This window comes from Primorskyibacter sp. S187A (assembly GCF_049800955.1).
Lineage (GTDB): Bacteria > Pseudomonadota > Alphaproteobacteria > Rhodobacterales > Rhodobacteraceae > JAKVBH01.
The window spans coordinates 219,138-238,455 of the sequence record NZ_JBNAGA010000002.1 but is presented as its reverse complement, the minus strand read 5'-3'; the positions used below and the strand labels follow the sequence as shown (position 1 = coordinate 238,455).

The following is a 19,318-nucleotide window of genomic DNA, read 5'->3' as shown; positions in this document are numbered from 1 at the left end:
CCCATCCAATCGGCATTCGGATTTGGCCAGCATAAAGCGCACAGAACGGGCGTCGCAGCGCCACCCCACGGGCAGGCTCCAGTCGCGTCTCCCGGTTTGCAGAGTGTAAAATGTCCCACGCCAACCGCTTCACCGCTGAGAAAATCCGCACCCGGCTCGATCTTCTGCGCACCCGCCGCTTCGCCTGGGGGGAGCCGCTCGCGCCGTTCAGGCTCCACACGTTCGACACACCCGAAACGCCCCCCGAAATTCACCCCGAGGGCGGCGCCGAGATCCCATGGGAAAGCCACTGGGCCCGGCCCGACACGCATTTTCTCCTGACTGGCGCGTTCACGCTGCCCTCGGGCTGGGACGCGCCCGCGCTCCACCTGCCTCTTGGCGTCTCGGGCGATATCTTCACCCACCCCGAAGCGCTCCTTTATATCGACGGCCAGCCCATCGCCTCTGCTGACCGCTATCACCATACGATCCCGCTCGACCCAGGCCTCGCCGATGGCCGCCCCCGCAAGCTCGCGCTGCATGGGTGGACGGGCTGGACCTCCTGGCCGCCCGATCCCAATGACGGGCGCATGGTCTTCATGGGAACGGCGCGGCTGGTCAACCACGATATCGCGCTTGAGGATTTCGTCACCCGTGCCGAGGTCGCGCTTGATGTGGCCGAGAACCTCGATGACGAGCGGCCGGAAAAACACCGGCTGCTCAATGCGCTGGATGATGCGCTCTTGGCGCTGGATACGCGTGGCAAGGCCAACCGGCGCATGCGCCGCTCGCTGGAGGCGGCCCGCGCCCGGCTTGATGCGGGGATCGCTGCAGCAGGCCCGCCCATGGAGGTGGACCTGCACGCGATCGGCCATGCCCATATGGATGTGGCCTATCTCTGGCCCACCGCCCAGATCCGCCAGAAGAACGCCCGCACCTATTCAAACGTGCTGCGGCTCATGGAGGAGCATCCCGACTACCGCTTCTCCCATTCCCAGCCCCAGCTCTACGACTGGACGCGGCAGGATTTCCCCGAGATCTTCGACCGCATCAAGGACCGCGTAGCCGCGGGCCAGTGGGAGCCCATGGGCGCGATGTGGGTCGAACCTGATTGCAACATGCCCTCCGGCGAAGCGCTTGTGCGTCAGATCCAGCTGGGGCGGGGCTTCTTTCGCACGCACTTTGGCGAGACGGAAACGCCGATCCTGTGGTTGCCCGACACGTTCGGCTTTCCGGCTTGCCTGCCGCAGCTCATGGCGCAGGCGGGGCTCAAATGGTTCTGCACCAACAAGCTGAACTGGAACCAGTATAATCAGGTGCAAAGCAGCACTTGGTGGGAAGGGCTCGATGGCACGCGCGTGCTGGCCCATGTCCTGACGACGCCGCGCGATGTGCAATACCTGCCCTTCCCGACAAATTACAAATCCGACCTGACCGCGCCGGAGGTGCTGGGCACATGGCGGCGCAACACGCTCAAGCATACCGTCTCGCATCTGCCCATTTGCTTTGGCTATGGCGATGGGGGCGGGGGCCCGACGGAGGAGCTGATCCAGAAGGCCAAGGCCTATGCGGCGATGCCCGGCGCGCCCCGGCTCACGATGAGCACCGTGCGCGCGGCATTCGAGAAGATCGAGGAGAGCGGCGCGGCCCTGCCGCTCTGGTCGGGCGAGCTGTATCTCGAAGGCCATCGCGGCGTGCTCACGTCACAGGCCTGGATCAAGCGCGCAAACCGGCGTGCCGAGATTGCGCTGCACAAGGTCGAGGCCCTGGCTGCGCTGGCGCGGTTGGCGGGGGACGAAGTGGCCCTTGATCTGGGCCGCGCCTGGGAGCTTTTGTGCCTCAACCAGTTCCACGACATCCTGACGGGCACGTCGATTTCACAAGTGTTTAACGATGCGCGCGCTGATTTCGACGAGATCGAGGGGATTTGTGCGATTCAGAGGGCGAATTGCACAAAAGCCCTCACGGATCGCGCGCCGGAGGGGGCTGAGCATCTGGTGGCCAATCTGACATCCCATGTTCAGACACAACATGTTGTGGTGCCCGGGCCTGTGGCTTTGATGGATGGCACAGCGCTTCCGGGGCAGTCTGTTGAAGGTGGTGTTCTGGTTCAGGTGCCGGAAGTGCCGAGCTACGGGATTGTGCCCCTGCGGGTTGCGAATGATGTCGCGGAGGTGCAAGCCCCTGTTTCCGTGCAGGAATTGTCGACCGGTGTCGTGCTGGAGAACGCGCATGTGCGGGTGCAGATCGACGGGGAGGGGCGGCTCTCGCGGGTCTGGGACAAGGAGGCTGAACGAGACGTTCTGGCGCCCGGCGCGATGGGCAACCTGCTGCATGCATTCGAAGATCGCCCCATATGTTGGGATGCCTGGGATATCGATACCCATATCGAGGATCGCTGCACCCCCCTGCATGGGCCTGCGACGGTGGAGATTCTGGAGCATGGCCCCTTGCGGGTTGCCATTCGGGTCGAGATGACATGGGCGCATTCGCGCATCACGCAAGTCATCAAACTGCATCACGACAGCAAGCGGATCGACTTCGAGACGGAGGTCGACTGGCACGAGACCCATACGTTGCTCAAGGTCGCCTTCCCGGTGGATATCCGAGCAAATTCAGCGACTTATGATATTCAGTGGGGGCAGGTGCACCGTCCGACACACCGCAATACCAGCTGGGACGCGGCGCAGTTTGAAGTGCCCGCGCATCGCTGGGTCGATCTATGGGAGCCGGGCTACGGCGTGGCGCTTCTGAACGATTGCAAATACGGCCATGACGTGCGGGACAACGTGTTGCGGCTCACGTTGATCAAATCCTCCACCATGCCCGATCCGCAAGCCGATCAGGGACTGCATCACTTCACTTATTCCTTGTTCCCCCACATCGGCGACTGGCGCGAAGGCCGCGTCCGCGAAGCGGCGGCGTTGCTCAATGATGGGGCGGATGTCTTGGAGGTCACGGGGCAGAGTGGTGCTCTGCCCGAGGACATCGCAGTTGATCAGGACTTTGTTGTGATTGAGACGATCCTGCCCGGCGCCGAAGAAAACACTGTTTTTCTAAGGCTCTACGAAGCCCACGGGCGGCGCGGCCCTGTGCGGCTGCGCGTGCCGGAACAGGTGCTGCAAGCGCATGTCTGTGACTTGCTCAATACGCCTGACGCGACCGTTCCGGTGGAGGCGGGGCGCGTCAAGTTGAGCTTCCGCCCGCATGAGATCAAAACGCTGCGCCTCACGCTAGCGTAGAAGCCCTGAAGGACTACATCGGACACCTGAACCATGGCGCACCAGGAATAGCACCGATTATCAGTTGCTTGACCGTGTTGTCGTTGCCCAGATGTCTCGCGAAGCAGCCCCAGCCTCAGGCGGGGCTCATGCCCCGCAGGCGCTCCGAGCGGCGACGCAGCAGTTCGACGACGGTGAGCAAGACAATCGAGATTGCCACCAGAATGGTCGCTGCCGCGAGGATCGTCGGGGAGATCTGTTCCCGCAAACCGGTAAACATCTGCCACGGCAGTGTTTGCTGCCCCGCAGAGCCCAGGAAGAGCACAACGACAACCTCGTCAAACGACGTGATGAAGGCGAAAAGCCCGCCAGAGATCACGCCGGGCAGGATCAGCGGCATTTGCACGCGGAAGAAGGTTGTGACCGGGTCCGCGCCCATGTTGGCTGCGGCGCGGGTCAGGGACTGGTCAAAGCCCACAAGCGTCGCAGTAACGGTGATGATCACGAAGGGGATGCCCAACACGGCATGGGCCAGTACGATACCCCAATAGGTGCCCACAAGGCCAATGTCGGAGTAGAAGAAATACATGCCTGTGGCCGAGATGATCAACGGCACGATCATGGGCGAGATCAGGATGGCCATGATCGCCTGACGTCCGGGTACATGGGATTGAGACAGACCAATCGCCGCAAGCGTGCCCAACACGACTGCAATGAACGTCGCCACCGGAGCGATCTTGACGGAGTTCCACACGGCGCCGGTCCATTCCGGGTTGGTCAGGAAATCCTGATAGTGTTTGAGCGAGTAGCCGGCAGGATCAAGCCGCAGCATCTCAGGCGTGAAGGTGAAGAAGTCCTGCGCGTTGAATGACAGCGGCATGACGACGATGATCGGTGTGATCAGGAAGACAAAGATCGCGCCACAGATCACGCGGAACGTATAGTGCCAAAGGACCTGACCTGCTGTGAGGTAGGGCGGCAACGTCGCGCGATATGTGCCTTCGCCGAGCCAATGAATCAGCCACGCAAAGAACCAGCCCAGAAACAGTGCGATGATGCCTCCGGAGATCCCGACTAGCAAAAAGCCCACCAGACCAAAGCCGATGATCGAGGCCCATTTGCCGAGTGCAGGCTGGTCTTTCAGAACTGTGCGCAATACCGCCGCGATGATTGCGAGAAGGATAGCGCCGCCGACGCAGCCGAGAAGCGAAGACCCGTTGGCAGCGCCCACGAATATGCCGAAGAAGGCCCCAAACGCGGCCACGACGGGCACAACGAAGGACAGGGGTTGCGGCGTGACAGGTGTGAGTGCCATGGATCAGCCCCCCAGCTTGACGTTGTCGATGCCCACGATCTTGTCGTAGCACCAGTAGAGCCCCAGAACGAGCACCAGCAGGATCGCGCCCAATGCAGCCGCGAGGCCCCAGTTGAGCGAGCTGGAGATGTGATAGGCGATCCGGTTGGAGATAAAGATCCCCGACGTGCCGCCGACGATCTCGGGCGTGATGTAATAGCCGATGGCCAGGATGAAGACGAGGATCGAGCCCGCCCCGATGCCCGGGACAGATTGCGGAAAGTAAACACGCCAGAAGGCCGTCCAGTTCGTCGCGCCAAGGGATTTGGCGGCGCGAAGGTAGGTGGGCGGGATGGTCTTCATCACCGAGTAGAGCGGCAGGATCATGAAGGGCAGCAGGATATGCGTCATGGCGATGATCGTGCCGGTCTGGTTGTTGATGAGCGCCAGCCGGTCGTCTGTCGCGACGAGGCCCAGCCAAACCAATGTGTCATTGATGACGCCCTGATCCTGCAGCATCACTTTCCACGCCGACGTCCGCACCAGCAGAGAGGTCCAGAATGGCAAGAGCACGAGGATCAGCAACAGGTTCGAGGTGCGCGAAGACAGGTTCGCCAAGAGCCATGCCACGGGATAGCCCAACAGGATGCATGATGCGGTGATCGCCAATGACATCACCAATGTGCGCCAGAAGAGCTTGATGTAGATCTGCTGGTTTTCGGGTTTGGCTATGGCGCCGTCGGGGCTTTTTTCCATGTCTACAGCGTTCAGGAAATAGCCCGTCGTGTAGCGCGGGCTGTAGGTCTGCATCGTTGTCCAGACATCCAGATCAGCCCAATCCTCATCAGCATCGAGGAATTGCTCTACGAGTGGCACCGGCGCAATCTCGGCGATGGCCGCGTCCAGAGCGGCCAGATTGGCAGGGGCATTCGCCGGCAGATCATTGTCGCGCAGATCATAATAGAGCGCGGCGGACAGGTAATCCTCCAGCTTTTGTTCTGCCGGATCATCCCCTTCCGAACTCACATAGGCCGCCCATCTGTCCCAAACCCGGGTGGCAAGGGGCAAGGCGCTGCGCACGGTGCTGTCCTCGAAGGTCGCAACCCATGTGGCGGGATCTTTCCATGCCGCATCGATATCCTGAAACGCATCGGCGTAAGCATCAGTGTCAAAGCGCCCGACGCGCCGTCCAGTCTTCCGGAAGAGCGAGGACATGCCGGTCTCTTCATAGTTCAGGCGCGAGCCCAGCCGTGTGTGCAGCTTTTGCTCCACAGCGAGCCCGAGATCGAGATAAAGCGCTTCAAAAACCGCCTCATCCGGGACAGCTCCGCTGTTTGCATCCCATGATGCCAGCGCGGCGACGGTCTCAGGCAGCGTGTCTTCCACGATGTGGTTTTCAACCGATCGCAACAACATCTGCCCGATGGGCGCGATAAAGGTGACCAGAACAAAGGCCAGCAGCGGCGCGATCAGTAGCAGCGCCCGAATCTTGCGGTTGCGCAGCGACTTCGCGAGCGACTTCTTGAGCGGCGTGCCGTCAGCGGCAAGCATGGGACCTGTGGCATCACTCATGGATTACACTCCTTCGACAACCATGATGACGCTGTCGGCATTGGCCTGACGGGTCTTGAGGTTGTCCTGATATTCCGGCGAATTGTAGAAAGCGAGCGCGTCCTCGTAGGAGGGAAACTCGATGATGACATGGCGCGGATGCTCCCCGCCTTCCAGCAATTTGGACGTGCCGCCACGCGCGAGAAAACGGCCTCCGAAACGGGGCAGGATCTCATTATTGATGGCGGAATAGGGCGCATACCCGTCAGCGTCATGCACGCTCACATGGCCAATGATGTAGCCTTTAGGCATCGGGAACTCCCTCCACGAGGATCAATGTATTGAGCCCGGCGCCCTGTCGAAACTTTGCGACCTCCTGATAAACAGGGTCGTTGTAAAAGGCCTTGGCGGCGTCGAAACTGGGAAATTCGATGACGACATGTACCTCGTAACTTTCGCCTTCGACGACTTCTGCATCGTCGTTTTTGATCAAAACACGTCCGCCATGGCGCGCAATCGCGGGGCCATTGTTTTGAACATAGGTGCGAAAGGCTTCAGGATCTTCCACGTGCACATGTGCGATGACGTATCCTTTGGGCATGTCGAACTCTGCAGCAAATAGAACAGGAGGGCGGGATTTTTCCCGCCCTGCCGTTTGATTATTGAGCCAGCCAGGCTTGGAATTTCGCGTCGATATCGTCGCGATAATCGGCCCAGAACTCGTAGTTGTAGAGGAACGTGTTCTCGGCGTTGGCGGGATCGGTTGGCATATGGGGTGCCATGTCGATTCCGAGGTCAGCGTGCTGACCCACCAGCGGTGCGGAAGAGGCGCGCGCCGGACCATAGGAGATGTATTTCGCCTGATCGGCCAGACGCTGTGTGTCTGTCGCGAATTTCACGAAATCCATCGCACGGGCGAGACGATCCTCGGGCAGACCGGCGGGAATGATCCAACCATCAAGGTCAAACACCTGCGCATCCCAGAGCATCGCGATGGGCTGGTTTTGCTCTTCGATCGCGGAGAACAGGCGGCCGTTGTAGGTCGAGCCCATGATGACTTCGCCGTCAGCCAGCAGCTGGGGCGTATCGGCGCCAGCGGACCACCAGACAACATCATCCTTGATGGTGTCGAGCTTGGCGAGTGCGCGATCCTGACCTTCTTCGGTCTCCAGCACGTCGTAGACGTCATCTTTGGCGACGCCGTCGCAGATCAGAGCCCATTCCATGTTGTTGATCGGGCGCTTCTCGAGCGAACGCTTGCCGGGATATGCTTCCGTGTCGAAGACAGCGCAGACAGATGTCGGTGCCGTGTCACCCACGAGGTCCGTACGGTAGCCGAAAGTCGTCGAGTAGACGATCTGCGGGATGAAGCAATCGGAGACGATCAGATCGCCGAAGTCGTCCGTCGCGGATGTGCCGTCAGGCGCGGGCGCGAGCGCTTCGTCGAAATCGATCTCCATGGCGAGACCTTCATCACACAAACGGATAGCATCGGCCGCCACAACGTCGACGACATCCCATGTGATATTGCCCGCCTCATTCATGGCGCGCAGTTTGGCCACGGCTTCCGCCGAGCTTTCATCCCAGTTGTAGGTGAAGCCATCATTCATCGCCTGGTAGGGCTGTGCGTAGGCACGGTCCTGCGATTTCTGATAGGCGCCGCCCCAGGACACGAGCGTGAGCTCCGATGCCATATGGCCGCCAGCAAAGGCCACGCCAGCCGCGCAGAGCGCAGAGGTGGCCAGAAGAGCTGTCTTTTTCATTTGTAACTCCCTGTTACCCGTTACGAAAGGTAGAAGGCGGACCGGAGGGCGACGGGCGCGCCCGGCCGGGCGCCTGTGCGACGGTGCCGCGTGAGGTGCGACACCGGCATGGGTCAGGACGCGTCGAGCGCCCTGCAATCTGCCGCCAGCCAGCCGATCTCAATCTGCTGGCCAGGTGTGAGGCGGACCTGATCGGGTGCGTTGCGGGATTTGATGATGAATTCTTCATTCCCGGCAACGCGCAGGCGCGTGCGGAAAATATCACCCATATAGATGAATTCCAAAACTTCCGCCTTGAGCGTATGGGCATCGGGGCTCAGACGATCCTTGTTGAACTCAACCCGTTCTGGTCGGATCGAGACGCGGGTGCGCTCACCCACGCGGCTCACATTGATCGGGATGGCGTCGATGATCTCGCCATCATCAAGCTCGACAATACAGGTGTTGCCCTTGATCTCCTTGACCACACCTTCAAGCGTATTGTTCTCGCCGATGAACTGCGCCACGAAACTGTTTTCAGGCTCTTCATAGAGCGTATCGGGCGGCGCAAGCTGTTGAATGCGGCCATCGTCAAAGACGGCCACACGGTCCGACATTGTAAGCGCTTCGGTTTGGTCGTGGGTCACATACACCACCGTGATGCCCAGCCGGTGCGCCAGATCGGTGATCTCGAACTGCATCTTTTCGCGCAGCTGTTTGTCGAGCGCGCCAAGCGGCTCGTCCATCAGCACGAGCTCCGGCTCGAACACCAGCGCGCGCGCCAGAGCGATCCGCTGTTGCTGACCGCCGGAAAGCTGCGCCGGACGCCGCCCACCGAAGGCGCCCATCTCGACCATGTCGAGCGCGCGCGTGATTTTCGCCTCGCGGTCGGACTTGCCCATCTTGCGTACTTCCAGAGGGAAGGACAGGTTCTCGGCAATCGTCATATGCGGGAATAGCGCGTAGTTTTGAAATACCATGCCAATGCCGCGCTTGTGCGGCGGGATGTTGTTGATCGAAACGCCATCAAGGCGGATGTCGCCATATGTCGCTGTCTCGAACCCGGCCAACATCATCAGGCATGTTGTCTTGCCCGAGCCTGACGGGCCGAGCATGGTCAGAAACTCGCCCTTTGGCAGGGATAGGTTGAGGTCTTTCACGACAAGCGTTTCGCCGTCGTAGCTTTTTTGCACGCGTTCGAATTCCACGAACGCATTCTGGGTCGATGCGTCGGCCAAAAAGCGGCTCCCTGTTGGTCTCCGGGGTTTCCCGTTGTCGCAGGGAGGGTAAGCGCGCCTGACACCCGGATGCAACCGGATTGCGGCACTTTGCACTTGCAAAACGGCAGATTCAGGCGGTTTGGCTGAACGCCCATGCTTATATAGCCAAATATTCTGCGATTTCATGCTTTTTCAACAATTGACCTGAAGTGCCGCACTTTTTTGCGCGACATACGCCCGCACGTGCCGCAAGCTGCTGGAAAATGAGAGGATAAGACATGGCGCAATCCCTGCCTTTCGGCTTGCCGGAGTATGAGGCCCGTCTGACCGACGTGCGCCGGATGATGCAAGCGCGCGGGCTGGAGTGTCTGTTCGTAACGGACCCCTCCAACATGGCCTGGCTGACAGGGTACGACGGGTGGTCGTTCTACGTTCATCAAGGGGTCATCGTGCCCATGGAGGGCGCGCCTGTCTGGTGGGGCCGCATGCAGGATGCCGCCGGTGCGCGGCGCACCTGTTGGATGGGGGCGGATGACATCCACGGCTATGCTGAAAACTATATCCAGACCGAGCTCCGGCATCCGATGGAAGACCTTGTGACGTGCCTGCGCGCGCGTGGTCTGTCGGGGGCACGCCTCGGGGTGGAGATGGATAATTACTATTTCTCTGCCAAGGCGCATGCCGTCTTGGCAGAGGGAATTGACGATGTGTCCGACGCGACGGGGCTCGTGAATTGGTGCCGTGCGGTCAAGTCAGAGGCTGAGCTGGCCTATATGCACCGCGCCGCGCGTATTGCAGAGCGGGTGCTGGATGGGGCTTTGGACAAGGCCGCAGAGGGTGTGCCAAAAAACGAGATTGTGGCTGATATGTTGCGCGATGCGATCCTTGGCGCGGACGGTCATTGGGGCGACTACGCGGCCATTGTCCCTCTCATTCCGTCAGGTGCCGATGCCGCCGCCCCACATTTGACGTGGAACGGTGATCCGCTTCGCGCAGGTGAAGCGACGACCATCGAAATCGCGGGGTGTTACCGTCGGTATCACGTACCGCTGTGCCGGACGTTTTTCATTGGTGAGCTGCCGGAGGCCATGATCCGCGCCGAGGCGGCGGTTCTCGAAGGTCTGGAGGCTGGGTTGGATGCGGCCCGCGCAGGCCATCAGGCGCGCGATGTGGCGCGGGCCTTAAATGCCGCTTTGCGCAAAGCAGGCATCGAGCGCACGGCGCGCTGCGGCTATCCCATCGGGCTGAGCTATCCGCCGGACTGGGGCGAGCGGACAATTTCCTTCCGCGAAGAGGATGAGACCGTGCTCGAACCCGGCATGTGTTTTCACTTCATGCCCGGCCTCTGGATGGATGATTGGGGAATCGCGATCACCGAAAGCATAGAGATCATGCCCAACGGCCCCGCCCGCCCTTTCTGCAATCGCCCCCGGGCTTTGATCAGGAAGTAGGCTCACCCCCCAAGAAGTGTGAGCGCGCCAATCAGGCGCTCTCCCACAAACCCTCGGCCTTCACCTCTGCCATGCCTTCATCGAGGCTCTTCCAGACGCGTTCTATCAGGATGTCGATTTCTGCAGGCGTCAGGATCAACGGCGGCGAGATGACCATGCGGTCGCCGACATGGCGCATCACCAGATTGTTGGCGAAACACCTGTCGCGACAGATGTAGCCGACGGTGCCTTTCTCCGCCTTGAACGCCGCGCGGCTGGCTTTGTGAGGCGTCAGAGCGAGTGAGCCCATCATGCCCACAATGCGCGCCTCACCCACCATGGGATGCTCTTCGAGTTCTGCCCATTTCTGCGCGAGATAGGGCGCGGCCACATCTCGTACATGCTCGACGACCTTTTCCTCCTCGAGGATACGCAGGTTTTCCATCGCGACAGCACAAGCGACAGGATGGCCGGAATAGGTGTAGCCGTGGTTGAACTCCCCTGAGGCGATCACGTCGGCTACCTCATCGCACACAACCGAGCCACCAATGGGCTGGTACCCCGATGACAGCCCCTTGGCGATTGTCATGATATGCGGGCGGATGCCCATGGTCTGCGAGCCAAACCAGTTGCCTGTCCGGCCAAATCCGCAAATCACTTCATCCGCGATCAGCAAGATGCCGTAGTGATCGCAAATGCGCTGGATTTCCGGCCAGTAGCTCTCGGGCGGGACAATCACGCCACCAGCGCCCTGCACGGGCTCACCGATAAACGCGGCGACGTTTTCCGGACCGAGTTCCTCGATGGCCTGCTCCAGCTCGCGGGCGCGTGCCAGACCAAACTCTTCACGGTCCATCTCGCCGCCCTCAGACCACCAATCGGGCTGATTGATGTGGTGAATGTCGGGGATCGGCAAGCCGCCCTGCGCATGCATGCCGACCATGCCGCCCAAGCTGCCTGATCCGACGGAGGATCCGTGGTAGGCGTTCTTGCGCGAGATAATGATGCGCTTCTCAGGCTGGCCCTTGAGCGCCCAATAGTGGCGCACCATACGGATATTCGTGTCATTTGCCTCCGAGCCGGAGCCTGCGAAGAAGACGTGATCCAAACCATCCGGCGTGAGCTCGGCCAGACGTGAAGCGAGGGCGATCACCGGCACATGGGAGGTCTGAAAGAACGTGTTGTAATAGGGCAGCTCCCGCATCTGGCGCGCGGCAGCATCGGCCAGTTCATCACGCCCATAGCCGATATTCACACACCACAGCCCGGCCATGGCGTCGAGAATTTGCTCGCCATCGGTATCGGTCAACCAGACACCTTTGGCCGCCTTGACGATACGCGCGCCCTTCTCGGCCAGCGCGTGGCCCGCGGTAAAGGGGTGCATATGGTGAGCGGCGTCAATTCTTTGCAGCTCTTGAGTTGGCATGTGGTTGGTGATGATGTTCATGTGCGCTCTCCCGATGGCTGATGCCAGAATATGATCAAATTTTTGCGGGTCAATCGAATCAAGTGTCCAGAGCGGCGCGCAGATGCTGCGTGCCTTGCGCGATATCGGCCTGCATTGCTTGTGCCGTGCCATGCGGATCCCGCGCGGCGAGGGCATCGAGGATGGCCTTGTGATGATCGGGAAGCTGCGCGGTGCCAAGGCGTCCGCAGATCACGCGCATGGAAGGCCCGAACCGCAGCCAAAGCCTGTCGGTTATCGAGGCGAGGATAGGTGCATCCGCATCGGCGTACAGTGCAGCATGGAAGCGGTAATTCTGCCCCAGATAACCGCCGATATCCCCAGCGGCGAGCGCATGATCCAACGCGAGGTCAATCTGTCGGAGCCGCGCAATGTCCGAAGGTGTCACCCGAAGGCAGGCACGCCGCGCCAACTCAGGCTCGACGGCCTGGCGCACATGATCGATCTCATCGATGGCCGGGGCGCTGAGAACCGGGACACTGACCCGCCTGTTGCCTTGCAACTCCAGCGCGCCGGCCGCAACCAAACGCCGCAGTGCCTCGCGCACCGGGGTCATGCCTGCGTTGAGATCTTTGGCAATGCCCAGAATCGTAACAGCTGTCCCGGGTGCGAGTTCGCCGAAGAGCATCTTGCGACGCAAGGCATCATAGACCTGCTGATGCGCAGGCGTTCCGGGGTTTGAGGCGTTCATTTGCTTATTTCCGCGCCATGTATTGCTCTCTTGCGAGTCGGGCCGTTGCGTGATTGCATCATGATATTGCCCTGACGGGCGCAGTTTGATCAAATGTTACCTGAAAGCGGCGCGTGGATGAGACGCCGCAAGGTTCAACGGGAGAAATAAATGTCCTATCGTATCGCGACCGGCACGCTCACGGCGGCGCTTTTGGCAACAACGGCGCTGGCCGATGAAGTGCGTGTTTACAACTGGTCTGATTATATCGATGAAGCCCTTCTGGAGAAGTTTGAAGCCGAAACGGGCATCGAGCTGATCTATGACGTGTTTGACAGCAACGAAGTGCTGGAGACGAAGCTTCTGGCGGGCGGGTCCGGCTATGACGTGGTCGTGCCGACCTCAACCTTCATGCAGCGCCAGATCCAGGCCGGTGCCTTCCAGAAGCTCGACAAATCCAAGCTGCCAAACCTTGAGAATATGTGGGACGTGATCGAAGATCGCACCGCCACCTATGATCCCGGGAATGAATACTCGATCAATTACATGTGGGGCACCACGGGCATTGGCGTGAACGTCGGCAAGGTGACCGAGATCCTCGGCGCAGACGCTCCGATCAACTCGCTTGAGCTGATCATGAACCCCGACAATATGGCCAAGCTGGCCGAATGCGGCGTGCATTTCCTCGATGCGCCGACCGAGATGATCCCTGCCGCCCTGGCCTATGCCGGTATGCCGACCGATGCCAAAGACGCGGATTCGCTCGCCAAGGCCGAAGAAATCCTGATGGCCGTGCGCCCGCATGTCCAGAAGTTCCACTCGTCGGAATATATCAACGCGCTGGCCAATGGCGATATCTGCGTGGCCTTTGGCTGGTCTGGCGACATTCTGCAGGCCCGTGACCGCGCAGCGGAGGCCGACAATGGGGTCGAGATCGCGTACAACGCGCCCGCCGAAGGCGCGCTGATGTGGTTTGACCAGATGACCATCCCCGTGGACGCGCCGAACCCGGATGCCGCGCATACCTTCCTGAACTTCATCATGGATGCGCAGAACATGGCGGCGGCGTCGAACTACGTCTATTACGCCAATGGCAATGAAGCCTCCAAAGAGTTTCTTCTGGAAGACGTGATCGGCGATACGGCGATCTATCCCGATGAAGCCGCGCTGAACAATCTCTACACGGTCACGCCCTGGGGCGCGCGCGAACAGCGCAGCCTCACGCGCCTGTGGACAAAGATCAAATCGGGCACTTGATGCCTGTTTCGGGCCGGCGGATCCTCTGGATCTGGCGGCCCGCCCCAACTCGGAGGTCTGCCGATGGTCAATGATGCCACCTTTGCGCCGTGGAATGATCCCGAGGCCAAGCCGCTCATCCAGTTCAGGAACGTGACCAAGCGCTTCGGCGACTTTACGGCCATTGATGATCTGACGCAGGACATTTACCCGCGCGAATTCTTTGCCCTGCTTGGCCCCTCGGGCTGTGGCAAGACGACGATGATGCGGATGCTTGCGGGGTTCGAGACGCCCACCTCGGGTCAGATCCTGATCGACGGGCAGGATATGGCGGATGTCCCACCCAACAAGCGCGCCGTGAACATGATGTTTCAAAGCTATGCGCTGTTCCCGCATCTCAGCGTTTGGGAAAATATTGCCTTTGGGCTGAAGCGTGACGGCAAGAGCAAAAACGAGGTTGAGGCGCGTGTCACAGAGATGCTGCGCCTCACCCGGTTGGAGAAATTCGCACGCCGCAAGCCGCATCAGATCTCGGGCGGCCAGCGTCAGCGCGTGGCGCTTGCACGCTCACTTGCCAAAGGGCCGAAGCTGTTGCTGCTTGATGAGCCGCTCGGCGCGCTCGACAAGAAATTGCGTGAAGAGACGCAATTCGAGCTCATGGACATTCAGGAAAAGACCGGCACGACCTTCGTTATCGTGACCCATGATCAGGAAGAGGCAATGACAGTGGCCTCCCGCGTGGCGGTGATGGATGAGGGGCGGATCGTACAGGTTGATACGCCCGAGAAGATCTATGAGGCGCCCAACTCGATTTACGTGGCTGATTTTATCGGCGACGTGAACCTGATCCGTGGCACGGCGCGCGCCCGCGCCGATCAACCCGATGTGCCGTCGCCCCAGCCTGTTGCGGAGCCCGCGCCCAAACCGCGCCCCGCCGCCGTTGGAACGGACCGCAAGATCAGGCCAAATGCGCTTGGGGTCCGGCTCTATAACCGTGTGTTGCGCCCGGTTTTGGGCGAGCTGGACTACGAAGAAGACCCCCGCGCTTTGCCCGCGCCGACGCTTGCCGAGCGCGACCAAACCCCTGTGGCGGTTATCGATATACCAGCGGGTGGCATCGAGATCGAATGGGCCGACAGCACGGCGCCCGTTGTTGCCGTCAACGGGGATGCCGCGCTCGATGGCAAACCTGTCACGCTCGCGCTGCGGCCCGAGAAGGTGGGGATCTCGAAAGAGCGCCCGGATGCGGTCAATGCGCTGCAAGGCAAGGTGGTCGATATCGGGTATCTCGGCAACAGCTCAACGTATCACGTGTCGCTCAAGGATGGCACAATGATGAAAGCCCAGATCGCCAACACACGTCGCATCGCGCGCCGCGATATCACCTGGGAAGATGATGTCTGGGTCAGTTTTACCGCGACTGCGGGTGTCGTTCTGGAAAGCTGAAATCGCCTAGCGCAAACGCCGCGCGGCGCGCATCAGACGTTTCTTGGTCTCCGTCACAACAGCGTTGGGCAGGTCGCTTTGGTTGAGCGCGAGGAAGACGGGCTCCAACTTGCCAGCGGGCCTGCTGTTTTCAATGGCGCCGCGCTCCATGTCGCGCTGTATCTCTGCCGGGATTTCCAGAATATCCAGCAGGACAGTCGCGGGCCCGTGCGGCAAATCCCGGTATTCCTCAAGCGGCGCTGCGACGACTTGCACCTCTGGGACGGTTTTGCGCGTCATGGCCATAATGGCCTCGAAATCGGCTGCTTCCTGCATCTGCCGGGCATGGGAGCGGGCATCCAATGTGTAGCGCGTGCTGCGCAGATGTTGCCACCAGAGCGATGCAAGCCAGCTATCGGGGTCGCGCAGAGTAAAGACCAAGGTCAGATCCAGCGTCGATCCCAGATGCTTGCGGACCGCTTGGGCTATGACGTCCATGATCATGGGAACCGCAGCGTAGCTTTCCACCCCGCGCCTCCCGGGCATGACGCCGGCCAGATCCTCGCAGGACACAACCACGTTTTGGGAGCCCTGCGCCGCGATGTGGCTGCAAAAATTCTCCGCTGCGCGCGAGACAGCCGCGAGCGCTGGTGCGGTTCTTTGAACGGAATAGGCGCGTGCGGCTTTGGTCAGAGGCAGAATGTCATCTTTGAGATAGATGCGGACTTGCGGCGCCAAGAGGGGCGCATTGGCTGCAAGGCATGCCTGCACGCTCTTTGTGCCCGTCTTGTGAAAGCCTGCATGTACAACCAGCTGCGCCATGGCTTGCCCTGTCTTTTGCCTTGCGCGGCAGGCTAGAGCAGCCATGGCGATGAGACAACGCCGGGTGCCCGGATTGGGGGCGCAGCGCCAATGATCCGCCCCAGACATGCAGAATCCCCTTGCAGAGCTACGGGCTTTGCGGCCCAATTGCCCCAGTCACAAAGCTGGATTGCCATGCGCCGCGCTGCTCTCATTCTCGTACCGTACCTTTGGCTTCTCGGGCTGTTTCTCATCCCGTTTCTGATTGTTCTGAAGATTTCCTTGAGCGATCCGGCCATCGCGATCCCGCCCTACACGCCGACGCTGGACCTGTCGGGCGGCTGGGCGGCGCTGCGGGCGTTCTTTGCGGGGCTCGATTTTGAAAATTTCGTTTTTCTGACGGAAGACGATCTCTACTGGCGCGCCTATCTGTCATCGGTTCAGATTGCGCTGATCTCGACTTTTATCACTCTGCTTGTGGCCTATCCGATTGCCTATGCCATGGCGCGCAGCGCGCCTGAATGGCGCCCGACGCTGCTTATGCTCGTGATCCTGCCGTTTTGGACCTCGTTTCTCATTCGGGTCTACGCGTGGATGGGGATCCTGTCGAATGAGGGGCTGCTCAATCAGTTCCTGTTGTGGACCGGGTTGATTTCCGAGCCGCTCACGATCCTCAACACCAACACGGCGGTCTATATCGGCATCGTTTATACCTATCTGCCCTTCATGATCCTGCCCATTTATTCCGCGCTGGAACGGATGGATGAAAGCCTCATTGAGGCGGCAGAAGACCTTGGCTGTTCAAAGTTCACCGCGTTCTGGCTCGTGACCTTTCCGCTGTCCAAACAGGGCGTCATCGCGGGATGCTTTCTGGTGTTCATCCCGACGCTGGGCGAATTTGTGATCCCCTCGTTGCTGGGCGGTTCCGAGACCTTGATGATTGGCAAAATCCTCTGGGAAGAGTTCTTCAACAACCGGGACTGGCCCGTGGCCTCCGCCGTGGCGATCATCTTGCTGTTGATCCTGATCATCCCGATTATCCTGTTTCAGCGTAATGAACAGAAGGCACGGGAGGAAGACGGATGAAGCGCTTTTCGACATTCAATGCCGTCTCGCTCACACTTGGTTTCGCTTTCCTGTATCTGCCGATGCTGATCCTCGTGATCTATTCGTTCAATGCCTCCAAACTCGTGACGGTCTGGGCTGGGTTCTCGACCAAATGGTACGGCGAATTGCTGCAAAACGAGGCCTTTCTCGATGCCGCCTGGGTCACCATCAAGGTGGCCGTGGCCAGCTCAACCCTGGCCACAGTTCTGGGCACGATGGCGGCCTATGTGCTGGTGCGCGCGGGCCGTTTTTCGGGGCGCACGCTCTTCTCAGGCATGATCTATGCGCCCCTTGTGATGCCGGAAGTCATCACGGGCCTCTCGCTCCTGCTGCTTTTCATCGGCATCGGGTTGGATCGCGGTGTCCTGACCATTGTGCTCGCGCATACCACCTTTTCGATGGCCTTTGTCTCGGTTGTCGTCTCGTCAAGGCTGGTGAGTTTCGACCGGTCGTTGGAGGAAGCGGCGCTGGATCTTGGGGCGACGCCCTTTGACGCATTTCGCCTCGTGACCTTGCCCATCATCGCGCCTGCTGTGATTTCGGGCTGGCTCCTGGCCTTCACGCTTTCTCTTGATGATCTTGTGATCGCCTCCTTTACGGCCGGGCCCTCTGCGACGACCTTGCCGATCAAGATTTTCTCCGCTGTGCGGCTTGGCGTGAGCCCGGAAATCAACGCGCTTTCGACGATCATGATCGCAATTGTAACGGTCGGGGTTATCTCCGCCTCGCTTGTTTCCAAGAATGCGGCCCTGCGCCAAAGCCGTGACGAACAGGCCGCCGCCCGCACGTGATGCAGCGGGTTTATGAGCCTTGGGCCTATGGACAAGAGCCGCTGAACACATGCTTGTGGGCCGTCGAGTCGCCCAATCTGACCCTGCCATCTGCTCAGGGCGATGCGGACACGGATATTGCCATCATCGGCGGAGGGTACACCGGACTGACCGCCGCGCTGCATCTCGCGCGGGCGGGCGAAGGTGTTACGCTTCTGGAAGCCGAGCGCATCGGCTGGGGCGCCTCGGGGCGCAACGGCGGCTTTTGTTGCTTGGGTGGGGGCAAGATATCCAACGCGGCCTTAGTGCGAGCCTATGGAGGCGAGGGTCGCCGGGCTTACCGGGATGCGGAACGGGCGGCGGTGGATCATGTTGAGGCGATGCTCGACGATGAAGGCATTGATGTGGACCGGCATTCCGAGGGCGAGACCCTGCTCGCGCACACGCCACGACACTGGCGGGCGCTGCTCTCAGACGTTGAGGCGCTGCGCGAGGATTATGGCTTGGCACCTGAGCTGATCCCGCAAGACGCTTTGCGCCAACATGGGATGAACGGCCCCTTTCGCGGCGCGATGACCCTGCCCATCGGTTTTGCGCTGAACCCGCGCAAATATGTCCACGGGCTGGCTCAAGCCGCGCTAACCGCAGGCGCGGAGATCAGAGAGAGCTCGCCCGTCACCGCGATTGCATATGATGGCAGACGATTCACGCTGCAAACGCCGGAAGCGCGGATTACGGCCCGTCGGATCATCATCGCAACCAATGGCTACTCCTCGGAAGACGTGCCGGACTGGCTCAGGGCGCGCGTCCTGCCCTTGCAGTCCAATATTCTTGCTACGCGTCCTCTCTCGCAGGCTGAGCAAGAGGCGCAGGGTTGGACCAGCGCTCAAATGGCCTATGACACGCGACATCTGTTGCATTATTTCCGCCTGCTGCCTGATGGACGGTTTCTCTTTGGAATGCGCGGTGGCGTCTTTGCCACGCCGCGCGCCACAGCCCGTCTGCGGCGCAAGATGCGGGCTGATTTCCACGCAATGTTTCCCGCTTGGGCAGAGGTCGAGATCCCGCACATGTGGTCGGGCCTTGTATGTCTCGCCCGCAACCGGACGCCCTTCGTTGGGGAAATTCCAGAGATGCCGGGCGCCTTTGCCGGGCTGGCCTATCATGGCAATGGCGTCGCTATGGGCAGCTATGCGGGCAGACTGCTGGCTGATCTCGTCCGGGACCGCGCGCCTGATGGACCCTATCCGGCAGCCTTTCGTGACGTGCCGCGAAAGTTTCCGCTTGGCCGCTACCGCCGCGCGCTGCTTCTGGCGGTGAACGCAGGGCTGCAGCTGGCTGACGTCTGATTGCTTCCCAAGCCCGTCAAGATTTGCCACACTCAGCGCAAATACGATGGCCCGGTAA

The 19,318-nt window shown here is 60.5% G+C and carries 16 protein-coding genes; 7 read left to right on the top strand and 9 right to left on the bottom strand.

What is annotated here, in order from left to right; all coding sequences use genetic code 11:
* Positions 1–110: 110 nt before the first annotated feature.
* Positions 111–3,221 (top strand): alpha-mannosidase, encoded by a 3,111-nt coding sequence (locus ACP15S_RS12155; RefSeq protein ID WP_425039906.1) that lies wholly within the window; start codon positions 111–113, stop codon positions 3,219–3,221.
* Positions 3,222–3,336: 115 nt separating this feature from the next.
* Here the strand turns inward: ACP15S_RS12155 and ACP15S_RS12150 are convergent, their stop codons facing one another.
* From ACP15S_RS12150 to ACP15S_RS12125, 6 genes are all read right to left on the bottom strand, one after another.
* Positions 3,337–4,515, bottom strand: a complete 1,179-nt coding sequence (locus ACP15S_RS12150; RefSeq protein ID WP_425039905.1) for an ABC transporter permease — start codon at positions 4,513–4,515, stop codon at positions 3,337–3,339.
* 3 nt (positions 4,516–4,518) lie between these two features.
* On the bottom strand, positions 4,519–6,066 hold the full coding sequence (locus ACP15S_RS12145; RefSeq protein ID WP_425039904.1) for an ABC transporter permease: 1,548 nt from the start codon (positions 6,064–6,066) through the stop codon (positions 4,519–4,521).
* A gap of 3 nt (positions 6,067–6,069) precedes the next feature.
* Positions 6,070–6,357 (bottom strand): DUF1330 domain-containing protein, encoded by a 288-nt coding sequence (locus tag ACP15S_RS12140; RefSeq protein ID WP_425039903.1) that lies wholly within the window; start codon positions 6,355–6,357, stop codon positions 6,070–6,072.
* Entirely contained in the window at positions 6,350–6,646 is a 297-nt protein-coding gene (locus ACP15S_RS12135; protein ID WP_425039902.1) for a DUF1330 domain-containing protein, read from the bottom strand. The genes ACP15S_RS12140 and ACP15S_RS12135 overlap by 8 nt, the downstream gene beginning before the upstream one ends.
* 58 nt (positions 6,647–6,704) lie before the next feature.
* The gene (locus ACP15S_RS12130; RefSeq protein WP_425039901.1) at positions 6,705–7,808 is read right to left on the bottom strand and encodes an extracellular solute-binding protein; all 1,104 of its coding nucleotides are present in this window, start codon (positions 7,806–7,808) and stop codon (positions 6,705–6,707) included.
* A gap of 113 nt (positions 7,809–7,921) precedes the next feature.
* A complete protein-coding gene (locus ACP15S_RS12125) occupies positions 7,922–9,025 on the bottom strand; it encodes an ABC transporter ATP-binding protein (protein ID WP_425039900.1) in 1,104 nt (367 codons plus the stop codon).
* A gap of 260 nt (positions 9,026–9,285) precedes the next feature.
* On the opposite strand from ACP15S_RS12125, the gene ACP15S_RS12120 reads away from it, so the two are divergent.
* The gene (locus tag ACP15S_RS12120; protein WP_425039899.1) at positions 9,286–10,458 is read left to right on the top strand and encodes a M24 family metallopeptidase; all 1,173 of its coding nucleotides are present in this window, start codon (positions 9,286–9,288) and stop codon (positions 10,456–10,458) included.
* A gap of 31 nt (positions 10,459–10,489) precedes the next feature.
* On the opposite strand, the gene ACP15S_RS12115 is transcribed toward ACP15S_RS12120, so the two are convergent.
* Together ACP15S_RS12115 and ACP15S_RS12110 are read right to left on the bottom strand one after the other, a co-directional pair.
* Positions 10,490–11,884 carry an aspartate aminotransferase family protein gene (locus ACP15S_RS12115; protein WP_425039898.1) on the bottom strand — a complete coding sequence of 465 codons (1,395 nt, stop codon included), beginning with the start codon at positions 11,882–11,884 and terminating at the stop codon, positions 10,490–10,492.
* Positions 11,885–11,942: 58 nt separating this feature from the next.
* Positions 11,943–12,593: a GntR family transcriptional regulator gene (locus ACP15S_RS12110; RefSeq protein ID WP_425039897.1), complete on the bottom strand. Its 651-nt coding sequence runs from the start codon at positions 12,591–12,593 to the stop codon at positions 11,943–11,945.
* Between the two features lie 150 nt (positions 12,594–12,743).
* Here ACP15S_RS12110 and ACP15S_RS12105 point away from each other — a divergent pair, with 150 nt between their 5' ends.
* Entirely contained in the window at positions 12,744–13,829 is a 1,086-nt protein-coding gene (locus ACP15S_RS12105; RefSeq protein ID WP_425039896.1) for a polyamine ABC transporter substrate-binding protein, read from the top strand.
* A gap of 63 nt (positions 13,830–13,892) precedes the next feature.
* A complete protein-coding gene (locus tag ACP15S_RS12100) occupies positions 13,893–15,254 on the top strand; it encodes an ABC transporter ATP-binding protein (protein WP_425039895.1) in 1,362 nt (453 codons plus the stop codon).
* Between the two features lie 6 nt (positions 15,255–15,260).
* On the opposite strand, the gene ACP15S_RS12095 is transcribed toward ACP15S_RS12100, so the two are convergent.
* Positions 15,261–16,055, bottom strand: a complete 795-nt coding sequence (locus ACP15S_RS12095) for a hypothetical protein (RefSeq protein WP_425039894.1) — start codon at positions 16,053–16,055, stop codon at positions 15,261–15,263.
* Positions 16,056–16,229: 174 nt separating this feature from the next.
* Here ACP15S_RS12095 and ACP15S_RS12090 point away from each other — a divergent pair, with 174 nt between their 5' ends.
* From ACP15S_RS12090 to ACP15S_RS12080, 3 genes are read left to right on the top strand one after another with little or no spacing between them, the layout of a single operon-like run.
* A complete protein-coding gene (locus ACP15S_RS12090) occupies positions 16,230–17,120 on the top strand; it encodes an ABC transporter permease subunit (RefSeq protein WP_425039893.1) in 891 nt (296 codons plus the stop codon).
* Positions 17,117–17,932, top strand: coding sequence for an ABC transporter permease subunit (locus tag ACP15S_RS12085; RefSeq protein WP_425039892.1), 816 nt, complete (start codon positions 17,117–17,119; stop codon positions 17,930–17,932). Before ACP15S_RS12090 ends, ACP15S_RS12085 begins: the two co-directional genes overlap by 4 nt.
* On the top strand, positions 17,932–19,260 hold the full coding sequence (locus tag ACP15S_RS12080; protein WP_425040891.1) for an NAD(P)/FAD-dependent oxidoreductase: 1,329 nt from the start codon (positions 17,932–17,934) through the stop codon (positions 19,258–19,260). Before ACP15S_RS12085 ends, ACP15S_RS12080 begins: the two co-directional genes overlap by 1 nt.
* The last annotated feature ends 58 nt before the right edge of the window (positions 19,261–19,318 follow it).

Bases quoted from the DNA above. Each gene is read 5' to 3' on its own strand.
- ACP15S_RS12155 (WP_425039906.1), top strand. From the start codon at position 111: ATGTCCCACGCCAACCGCTTCACCGCTGAGAAAATCCGCACCCGGCTC.
- ACP15S_RS12150 (WP_425039905.1), bottom strand. From the start codon at position 4,515: ATGGCACTCACACCTGTCACGCCGCAACCCCTGTCCTTCGTTGTGCCC.
- ACP15S_RS12145 (WP_425039904.1), bottom strand. From the start codon at position 6,066: ATGAGTGATGCCACAGGTCCCATGCTTGCCGCTGACGGCACGCCGCTC.
- ACP15S_RS12140 (WP_425039903.1), bottom strand. From the start codon at position 6,357: ATGCCTAAAGGCTACATCATTGGCCATGTGAGCGTGCATGACGCTGAC.
- ACP15S_RS12135 (WP_425039902.1), bottom strand. From the start codon at position 6,646: ATGCCCAAAGGATACGTCATCGCACATGTGCACGTGGAAGATCCTGAA.
- ACP15S_RS12130 (WP_425039901.1), bottom strand. From the start codon at position 7,808: ATGAAAAAGACAGCTCTTCTGGCCACCTCTGCGCTCTGCGCGGCTGGC.
- ACP15S_RS12120 (WP_425039899.1), top strand. From the start codon at position 9,286: ATGGCGCAATCCCTGCCTTTCGGCTTGCCGGAGTATGAGGCCCGTCTG.
- ACP15S_RS12115 (WP_425039898.1), bottom strand. From the start codon at position 11,884: ATGAACATCATCACCAACCACATGCCAACTCAAGAGCTGCAAAGAATT.
- ACP15S_RS12110 (WP_425039897.1), bottom strand. From the start codon at position 12,593: ATGAACGCCTCAAACCCCGGAACGCCTGCGCATCAGCAGGTCTATGAT.
- ACP15S_RS12105 (WP_425039896.1), top strand. From the start codon at position 12,744: ATGTCCTATCGTATCGCGACCGGCACGCTCACGGCGGCGCTTTTGGCA.
- ACP15S_RS12100 (WP_425039895.1), top strand. From the start codon at position 13,893: ATGGTCAATGATGCCACCTTTGCGCCGTGGAATGATCCCGAGGCCAAG.
- ACP15S_RS12095 (WP_425039894.1), bottom strand. From the start codon at position 16,055: ATGGCGCAGCTGGTTGTACATGCAGGCTTTCACAAGACGGGCACAAAG.
- ACP15S_RS12090 (WP_425039893.1), top strand. From the start codon at position 16,230: ATGCGCCGCGCTGCTCTCATTCTCGTACCGTACCTTTGGCTTCTCGGG.
- ACP15S_RS12085 (WP_425039892.1), top strand. From the start codon at position 17,117: ATGAAGCGCTTTTCGACATTCAATGCCGTCTCGCTCACACTTGGTTTC.
- ACP15S_RS12080 (WP_425040891.1), top strand. From the start codon at position 17,932: ATGCAGCGGGTTTATGAGCCTTGGGCCTATGGACAAGAGCCGCTGAAC.